2 protein-coding genes and 1 pseudogene are annotated in these 6,026 nt (G+C 47.2%); 1 reads left to right on the top strand and 2 read right to left on the bottom strand.

The features are described from left to right. Positions 1-318: 318 nt before the first annotated feature. Positions 319-2,991: a DNA topoisomerase III gene (locus tag ICN46_RS03760; RefSeq protein WP_216204636.1), complete on the top strand. Its 2,673-nt coding sequence runs from the start codon at positions 319-321 to the stop codon at positions 2,989-2,991. On the opposite strand, the pseudogene mnmC1 reads toward ICN46_RS03760, so the two are convergent. Both mnmC1 and ICN46_RS03755 read right to left on the bottom strand, forming a co-directional pair. Beyond that, positions 2,964-4,049: pseudogene (mnmC1, locus tag ICN46_RS11965) on the bottom strand (FAD-dependent 5-carboxymethylaminomethyl-2-thiouridine(34) oxidoreductase MnmC1); the annotation flags it as partial. The gene ICN46_RS03760 and the pseudogene mnmC1 sit on opposite strands and share 28 nt — an antisense overlap. Positions 4,050-4,087: 38 nt before the next feature. After that, positions 4,088-5,953, bottom strand: a complete 1,866-nt coding sequence (locus tag ICN46_RS03755) for a phosphoenolpyruvate carboxykinase (GTP) (protein ID WP_216204633.1) — start codon at positions 5,951-5,953, stop codon at positions 4,088-4,090. Between the last annotated feature and the right edge of the window lie 73 nt (positions 5,954-6,026).

Below are 6,026 nucleotides of genomic sequence, written 5' to 3'. Positions count from 1 at the left end.
CAGTTTGGCTAAGGTGTTGATAGGTCATGGCTACTTTGACTTGGAGGTCTAGAAGCTTTGGATACTAAAACATCCTTAGCCTCCTTACCTAGTTGTTCAAAGTTGCACTTCGTGGTTGAATCCACCTAGGCTTAAAAGCTGGTTTTTGCCTAAATATGGCATAAAAAGGCGGCAAAAGTCTAGCTACTTTGGACTTTTAATAATTTATCGGTTAATAATAAAAAAGGGTGAATGATCAGCCAAACCCTGATTTGGTTTAAATTGATCATCCTTTTCCCTCATTAAATACTTAATTCAGGCTCAAATTTAGGCAAACGCGTGGCTAAAGCATCTACCAAAAGCAGTTCCAAAACTTCAACTGTTGACCATCCAAAGGCGCTCATCATTGCCGAGAAGCCATCGGTAGCAAATGACATTGCCAAAGCGCTGGGCGGCTTTACAAAGTATGAGGATTATTTTGAAAGCGATGACTATGTCATCTCTTCTGCCGTCGGGCATCTTTTAGAAATTGCAGCACCTGAAGAATACGACGTTAAGCGTGGCAAATGGTCTTTCGCCAACCTACCAGTAGTGCCCCCTTATTTCGATCTTCGTCCAATCGCCAAAACAGAATCTCGCCTTAAGGTTTTGCAAAAGCTGATTAAGCGCAAAGACATTAATGCCCTCATTAATGCTTGTGACGCAGGACGCGAAGGCGAATTAATTTTCCGTTTAATTGCGCAGCACGCTAAAGCACCACAGGCCATTAAAAGACTCTGGTTGCAGTCAATGACGCCGAATGCAATTCGAGAGGGTTTTGTGTCGCTGCGTTCCGATGATGATATGAAGCCGCTGGCAGATGCGGCCCGTTGTCGCTCTGAAGCAGACTGGTTGGTTGGCATCAATGGCACCCGAGCCATGACTGCGTTTAATAGCAAGAGTGGTGGGTTTTTTCTCACAACTGTTGGGCGCGTGCAAACACCAACCCTTTCCATTGTTGTTGAGCGAGAAGAGTTAATTCGTAAATTTATCTCCAAAGACTATTGGGAGGTAAAGGCGGAGTTTATAGCTGCAGCTGGTATTTATGAGGGTCGCTGGTTTGATCCCAAATTCAAAAAAGATCCAACCGTACCCGATGCGCGTGAAAACCGGCTGTGGAGTGAAGCCGCAGCGCAAAGTATTGTGGCGGCGTGTCGTGATAAAAAAGCTAGTGTTACCGAAGAAGCAAAACCAGCCACCCAACTTGCGCCACAACTATTTGACCTAACTAGCTTGCAGCGCGAGGCTAATGCACGCTTTGGCTTCTCTGCTAAAAATACTCTAGGCCTAGCTCAAGCGCTTTATGAGCGTCATAAGGTGCTTACCTATCCACGTACGGATGCAAAAGCACTGCCAGAAGATTATTTAGACACCGTCAAGCAAACGATGGAAAGCTTGGCTAAGCACTCCCAAGATTACCGCCCATTTGCCGAGCAAATCTTGAGGGGCGACCCCAAAGATACAAAAGCAAAAGTTGGCGCCGGCTGGATTAAGCCAAACAAAAGAATTTTTGATAACTCTAAAATTTCTGATCACTTTGCCATTATTCCAACCCTAGAGGCGCCCAAGACGTTAAGCGAGCCTGAGCACAAGTTATACGACTTGGTAGTGCGTCGCTTCTTAGCAGTCTTCTATCCAGCGGCTGAATTTAGGGTCACCACTCGCATTACTGAGGCTTCTGGTCATCACTTCAAAACTGAGGGTCGGGTACTCGTTAATCCGGGTTGGTTAACCGTCTATGGCAGATCCAATCAAGCTGAAGATGAATTAGTTGCGGTTCAGGAGGGTGAGACCGTTCAAAACGAATCTATTGCCGCAGTTCCACTCAAAACAAAGCCGCCCGCCCGCTACACTGAGGCAACCTTACTCTCTGCCATGGAAAGCGCAGGGAAATGGGTTGATGATGATGAGATGCGTGAGGCCATGGCAGAAAAAGGCTTAGGTACCCCGGCCACTCGTGCAGCAATCATCGAGGGCCTGCTGGCCGAAAGATATATGGTGCGCGAAGCGCGTGAACTCATTCCGACTGCAAAGGCGTTTCAGTTAATGACACTCTTGCGTGGCTTAGATGTAGAGGAGTTAACACGCCCAGACCTCACTGGTAGTTGGGAAAACAAGTTATCTTTGATCGAACAAGGGAAGATGAATCGCGATACATTTATGCAAGAAATTGCACAAATGACGCAGCGTATTGTGAAGCGCGCTAAAGAGTACGACAGCGACACCATACCTGGCGACTACGCAACAATGTCAACACCGTGTCCACACTGCAAGGGGCCCGTTAAAGAAAACTATCGTCGTTTTGCGTGTGAAAAATGTGGCTTTACCATTAGCAAAACTCCGGGTGGGCGTGCGTTTGAATACCCTGAAGTGGAAGAGCTTTTGCGTGAAAAAACTATCGGGCCTTTACAAGGCTTCCGCAGCAAAATGGGACGCCCCTTTGCGGCCATTATCAAATTAAGCGAAATACCCGAAGATGATGCTGATTATCCAAATGCTGGGTTTAAGCTCGAGTTCGATTTTGGTAACACGCAGGATGATGAGACGGAAGCGATCGATTTCACAGGTCGACAAACACTAGGTGTCTGCCCTAAATGTTCTGGTGCCGTCTACGAAGATGGTATGCGGTATTTATGTGAAAACAATACCGGACCAAGTAAATCCTGTGATTTCAAAACAGGCAAAGTTGTACTCCAGCAAGAAATTTCTGCGGAACAGGTGCAAAAGTTGCTGAAGGAAGGGAAAACAGATCTCTTAACCAACTTCAAATCAAACAGAACGGGTCGTGGCTTTAAGGCTTACTTGGCCCTCGGCGCCGAGGGTAAGATTGGTTTTGAGTTTGAAGCTAAGGCGCCCAAAGCCGATGGTGTCGCAAAGGCGCCAGCAAAGAAGCGTGCTGGAGCTAGCGCAGCAACTAAATCTGCAGTGAAACCCAAGCGCGCGAGTAAAGCAAAGTCATCTTCTAGTACTTGAGCGACAATAAACTTGGCCGCCAATGCGGACCAAAGTACTCCTCTAGATCCCAAGGCGGTTGCAAGAAAAATTCCTGGGCGCTGGGTAAGGGTGCCAATGATAGGAAGGCGGTCTCCTGAAACACAGCGAACCCCAATAAAACTATCATTCGCCCTTAGCGAGGCAACATCGCCCTCTGCGTAATTCAGCAACCCCTGAGCCTGCTCACGATTAAATTCATCACTGCTATTGCGCGCTTGCAGATCATCCTCTCCCTCGTCGAAACTAGAACCGACAATCCATCGGTAGCTGCCATCCGCGAGCTTTTCTGCAGGCAGGCAATAGCCCTCGCCGGAGAGGGCCACTTTTGGTAAACGCGGCACCCAGGCATCATTTTTTGAGATTGAGAAAATACTTAACTGACCCCGCACCGGCTTTAGTGGCAAATGAACATCAATGCTGGCCATTAAAGATTTAGTCTCCATGGCTGCAGCAACAATAACTTTGTCAGAAGTTAATATCTGGTGCCCTGCATCATCAAATAAGAGCCATTTACCGTCAGACGCCTCAAGACGACTAATGCGTGTTTTCCAAAGGCAAGTTAATTTTTCGTGGGCTTGTAGCAAATCATTTGCTGCCTCGGCCAAGCTAAGAGATGCACCTCGCGGCAACCATACACCACTTTGCTCAATGCCCAAAAGTGCTTGCGCCTCTCTTGCATCTAAAGGCTTAGCAATCTTGTCATCAATATCTATAGACCGAAGGTATTCTTGAAGCTCATCTCGATTAAAGACTTTGTCTTTCTTTGTTGGTTGAAATATTCCATGTTGATTCCACTGCTTCCCCCAACGCGCCTCAGCCAATAGAAAGGCGATGCGCGTCAGTCGCAGAAGTCTCGGAGATCCCCTGCCTATGTGTGGATGTGCTATTGCGTATGAGTGACTTGAGCAAGCACTTGCTGGTCCAGGCGCTGCATCAACAATACAGACGGGCTGGCTGCGGCTAAGCAATTCGTTTGCGATCGCGGCGCCCGATATGCCAGCCCCAATCACCACTATTTCATGGTGTTGGGGTGTCATAACTTCCAATCTTATGTGAATAAACCGCTAATACAGTACTAGGCGCTCAAGCGTTTTTCAATTTTTGCGCGCGTCTCTAGCAGCTCTTTTGGCAAGCGTTCGCCGAGATGCTCGAATAGCTCAGTGTGTAATTTGAGCTCATTTTTCCAGTCAGCAACACCAACAGCGATGGCCTTTTCAAACTTCTCAACTGAGTAGTCTAAGCCGCCCCAATGCATGTCAGTATGTTCTGGGCAAATACCAAATGGAGTTTCTAGGCCCTTTGCCGTGCCCTCTGCGCGACCAAGAATCCAAGATAGGACGCGCATGTTTTCACCGAAGCCAGGCCATACAAACTTACCATTTTCATCTTTGCGGAACCAATTCACGCAATAGATTTTTGGCAATACCGCGCCTTCTTTTGCAAGCTTATTTCCAACATTCAACCAATGTTGGAAATAATCGCTCATGTTGTAACCAGCAAAAGCAATCATTGCAAATGGATCGCGACGCACTACACCAACCTGGCCAGTAATCGCTGCGGTAGTTTCCGAGCCTAGGGTTGCGGCCATATAAACACCTTCAACCCAATCACGTGCCTCGCTAACCAATGGAACGGTGTTTGAACGACGCCCTCCAAATAAGAACGCATCGATTGCAACACCCTCAGGGTTATCCCAATTAGGATCCACCGCAGGATTATTGGTGGCCGCAACAGTAAAGCGTGAGTTTGGATGTGCAGCCTTGCGTCCTGCGGCACCATCCGCCGGGGTCCAGTCTTTACCTTGCCAGTCAATTAAGTGGGCTGGTGGCGTTTCAGTCAAGCCCTCCCACCAAACATCACCATCATCAGTTAAACCAACGTTAGTAAAAATCACATCTTGATTTAAGGAATCAATACAGTTTTGATTGGTTTGGCGATTTGTGCCGGGCGCCACACCGAAGTAACCAGACTCTGGATTGATCGCAAACAAACGGGTCTTGCCAGTAGCGACATCTTTGCGTGGCTTAATCCAAGCAATGTCGTCACCAATAGTCGTTACCTTCCAACCCTCGAAGCCTTTTGGAGGAATCATCATGGAGAAGTTTGTTTTTCCACAGGCGGATGGGAATGCTGCGGCGATGTGATATTTCTTACCCTCGGGAGAAGTAACACCCAAAATCAACATATGCTCAGCCAACCAACCTTCATCGCGACCCATGTTGGAGGCAATGCGCAATGCAAAACATTTTTTACCTAACAATGCATTACCGCCGTAACCAGAACCAAAAGACCAAATTTCACGAGTCTCTGGGTAATGAACGATGTATTTAGTTTTATTGTTTGGCCAAGCAACATCTTTTTCGCCAACAGCCAGTGGTTTACCAACCGTGTGAATGCAAGGCACGAACTCGCCGTTAGCACCTAACTGATCAACCACCGCTTTACCCATGCGGGTCATCAAGCGCATGTTGATGGCAACATAAGGGCTGTCTGACAGCTCAACACCAATGTGAGCGATTGGGGAACCAATCGGACCCATTGAAAATGGAACCACGTACATTGTTCTACCGCGCATACAACCATCAAATAGAGGCCCTAAGGTTGCGCGCATTTCGCTTGGTTCTACCCAATTATTTGTTGGGCCCGCATCTTCTTTTTTGGCAGAACAAATAAATGTGCGGTCTTCAACGCGCGCCACATCCTCTGGATCCGAAAGAGCTAAAAAGGAATTTTTACGCTTTGCTGGATTTAAGCGCTTAAAAACCCCAGCACCAACCAATAGTTCGCAAAGCTTGTCGTATTCCACCTGAGAGCCGTCACACCAATGAATGCTATCGGGCTTTGTTAGGGCGGCAATATCTGCAACCCATTGAATTAATTGACTATTTTTTACATAATCTGGTGCATTTGCTTTGATTGCGCCATTAGTGGTTGTGGTCATAAGATTCCCTGGAAAGAAGTAATTTTTAATCTAATGATTTTAACATTTCGGACATATTTGTATGCCCACCCCC

Origin of the sequence: Polynucleobacter sp. Latsch14-2, assembly GCF_018881925.1 — a bacterium.
In the GTDB taxonomy this organism is placed as follows: Bacteria; Pseudomonadota; Gammaproteobacteria; order Burkholderiales; family Burkholderiaceae; genus Polynucleobacter.
Note: the sequence above shows the minus strand (reverse complement) of the source record. Positions and strands in the feature narration are given on the sequence as shown.